This window comes from Parvibaculum sp., assembly GCF_035511255.1.
In the GTDB taxonomy this organism is placed as follows: domain Bacteria; phylum Pseudomonadota; class Alphaproteobacteria; order Parvibaculales; family Parvibaculaceae; genus Parvibaculum.
The window spans coordinates 1-3,416 of record NZ_DATKFR010000406.1 but is presented as its reverse complement, the minus strand read 5'-3'; the positions used below and the strand labels follow the sequence as shown (position 1 = coordinate 3,416).

3 protein-coding genes are annotated in these 3,416 nt (G+C 66.0%); all 3 read right to left on the bottom strand.

Annotation, left to right across the window (positions count from 1 at the left end):
• Nucleotides 1–1,130 (bottom strand): DHA2 family efflux MFS transporter permease subunit (locus tag VMR03_RS15525; RefSeq protein ID WP_325406812.1); only part of this gene is annotated, 1,130 nt, incomplete at its 3' end.
• A complete protein-coding gene (locus tag VMR03_RS15520) occupies nucleotides 1,127–2,290 on the bottom strand; it encodes an HlyD family efflux transporter periplasmic adaptor subunit (RefSeq protein WP_325406810.1) in 1,164 nt (387 codons plus the stop codon). The genes VMR03_RS15525 and VMR03_RS15520, both read right to left, overlap by 4 nt.
• 42 nt (nucleotides 2,291–2,332) lie before the next feature.
• On the bottom strand, nucleotides 2,333–3,416 hold a 1,084-nt coding region (locus tag VMR03_RS15515), incomplete at its 5' end, for an efflux transporter outer membrane subunit (protein ID WP_325406808.1).

Here is a 3,416-nt window from a genome sequence, read left to right as displayed (position 1 = left end):
CCCTGCACCAGAAGCGGCATGACGAAGGCGCCGAAGCTCGCATCCGAGGTGAGGCCGGCCCGCATGAAATAGGACAGCGAGAACATGATGAGCGAAAAGCTCGCACTCCAGCGGGCGTCCACGCGCGACATGATGCGCGCTGCGAGCGGCGTCAGAATGACCGCCACGACGCCGCTCGGCGCCGCCACGAGGCCCGCCCAGGTGGCGGTATATCCGATCTGCTGCTGAAGCCAGAGTGGCAGAATGACGACATTGCCGAAGAACACCGCATAGGCAAGCGCCGAAGCGAGGACGCCGAGCGCAAAATTCCGATTGGCGAAGAGCGAAAGATCGACGATCGGATGCTTCTCCGTGATCTCCCATATGATCCATGCGACGCAGCCGACCGCCGCGACGAGCGTCAGCACGACGATCTGCGTCGAGGCGAACCAGTCGGCGTCCTTGCCCGTATCCAGCATGACCTGCAACGCGCCGACCCAGACGACGAGCAGTGCGAGACCGATGGAGTCGATCGGCAGCTTCTGCGTCTCCGTCTCCCGCGCGCCAAGGCTCCGCCAGCAGATGAAGGCGCAGAGGAGCCCGACGGGAATATTGATGAAGAAAATCCAGGACCAGGAATAATTGTCGGAGATATAGCCGCCAAGGATCGGTCCGCAGATGGGCGCGACGAGCGTCGTCATCGACCAGATCGCGAGCGCCGTCCCGCGCTTGGCCGGCGGGAAGATAGCCAGCAGCAGCGCTTGCGAGCCCGGGATCATCGGTCCCGAAGCGGCGCCCTGCAAAACGCGAAAGAAAACGAGGCTTGAAAGATTCCAGGCGATGCCGCAAAGGAGCGACGCGAGCGTGAAGAGCAACACCGAAACGACGAAGGTTCGCACCGCGCCGTACCGGCGCATCACCCATCCGGTCAGCGGCACGGCGATGCCGTTCGACACCGCAAAGGATGTGATGACCCAGGTCCCCTGATCGGAGCTGACGCCGAGATTTCCCGCGATCGTCGGCACGGAGACATTGGCGATGGTCGTGTCGAGCACCTGCATGAAGGTGCCGAGCGCCAGCGCCACCGATGTCAGGGCGAGCGCCGCGCCCTGCATCGGGGATGGTCCCGAGCTCGCCGGCGCGCCGCTCATGGCATCCGCGCCGAAGCCGAAACGGCGCCGCTTCCGCCATTGTCGGCGATGATGCGTTCGATCGACCGTTCGACCCCGGCATCGCGATCGTCACGCGGCCGCTCCGGCAACGGCACCGACCGCACCTGCGCGGAAGCCAGCGCTCCCGACCTATCGCCGACATCGACACTCGCCGTCATCGACAGTCCGACCCGAAGCGGATGCGCCTCGACCTCCGCCGGATCGAGCGCGATGCGCACCGGCAGACGCTGGACGATCTTGATCCAGTTGCCGGATGCGTTCTGCGGCGGAAGGAGCGCGAAGGCGTTGCCGCTGCCGGCCGACACGCCAACCACCCGGCCGTGATAGGCGACATCGCCGCCATAGATGTCCGCATGCAACGTCACCGGCTGCCCGATCCGCATATCCTCGAGCTGCCCTTCCTTGAAATTGGCATCGACCCAGACGTCGCCGAGCGGGACGACCGCCATCAGCGGCGCCCCGGCCGCCACATGTTGCCCGAGCTGAACCGTCCGTCGCGCAATCAGCCCGTCGACGGGCGAAACGATATGCGTCCGCCTGACGCCGAGCGCCGCATCGCGAACGCGCGCCGCCGCCGCCATCACGTCCGGATTGGTCGAAATCGACGTCCCGTCGATCGAAGCCAGCGTCGCGTTGAGCTGTTCCTTCGCCGAAGAGAGAGATGCTTCCATGGCGGTCACGGTGTCGCGCGCATGAGCAAGTTCCTCGCCGGAAACCGCTCCGTCGCTTGCGAGCGAACGGCGGCGCTTGAGATCGCTCTCGGCTTGCCGGACAGCCACCTCACGCTGCGCGATGTCGGCGCGCAGGGCATCGGCCTTGGCGAATTGCGCCCGCACCTGCCGCACGGTTCGCGCCAGTTCGGCCTCCGCCGACTGCAGCGCAATCTCGACGCTCGACGGATCGAGCGTGACGAGCAGCTGTCCACGCTTGACGAATTGCGTGTCGTCGGCGTTCAGAACCTGCACGGTGCCGGGCTGTTCGCTGGTGATCTGGACGACGTCGCCGGCCACATAGGCGTCGTCCGTGGTCTGGAAATGACGGCCGAAGATGAACCAGTGTGCCCCCCATGCCAGAAGGCCGATGACGACGACCGCCGTCAGTATAGCCAGGCCGCGCTGGCGAGGGGTGCCTCTGCTCAAGATGCTTGTATCGTAACTCATGATGCTGACCCGATGCGCTGACTAATGGATGATCGTTGCGGCGCGACCGCTCGCGGCGTCACTCGCCGCCTGATTGGGGGGCGGCGTAAAATCGCCGCCGACCGCCAGTAGAAGCTGAACGCGGTTCGTCGCCTGCGCCGCCGCAAGCGTGGCCTGCTGCTGACGTGCATCGAGCAGCAGCGTTTCGGCGCTGAGAACGGAGAGATAGGTGCTGAGCCCCGCACGATAGCGTCGCTCCGCCAAACGATAGGCTTCCTGCGCGGCGGCAAGCGATTGCCGCTCATGCTCGAGTTGTCGCGAAAGGGTTCCCGTCTCGGTCAGCCGGTCGGCGACATTGCGAACGGCGGAGATGACGGTTGCGTTGTAGCCCGCGACGGCGGCGTCCACATCCGCGGTCGCACCTTCATATTGCGACTTCAGCTTGTCGCCGTCGAAAATCGGCAGATGGATCGCCGGCCCGACGCCGTAATTCTGCGATGGCGCGAGCAACATCGTGTCGAGCCCGATCGCCGCCCAACCCGCGAAAGCCATGATGTTGATATCGGGATAAAACGATGCCTTCGCCGCCTTGCGGCCCGACACCGCCGCCTCGACGCGCAGGCGCGCGGCGAGCACGTCCGGCCGGCGGCTCAGAAGATCGGCCGGCAGGACCTGCGGCAGGGGCAGCGCTCCATCGAGCCGCAGCGTCGGCCGCCGGATCGCCGCATAGGCGTTGGCGCCGTCCCCGGCCAGGGCGGCGACCTCGTGAATGGCAATATCCCTGTCGCCCTTCGCCCGTTCTTCGGCGGCGCGCGCCGCCGCGAGCAGGGCTTCCGCCTCCCTGACCTCGGCATTGCTGTCGAGACCCGAGGTCACACGCTGCCGCGAGAGGTCGAGAATATGTTGCCGCTGCTGCACCGTTTCGGTGGCGACGTCCGCCAATGCATAGGTGCGGTCGAGCGCTACATAGGCCTGCACCAGAGCACCCGAAATCGCGAGGCGCGCGCCGGCCGCATCGAGCTGCGCCGCCGCCGCTTCCGAACCGGCTTGCGAAACCAGCGCCGCCTGCTTGCCCCAGAAGTCGATGTTCCAGGAGAGGTTGGCGTTGAGATCGCCGATCCAGTTC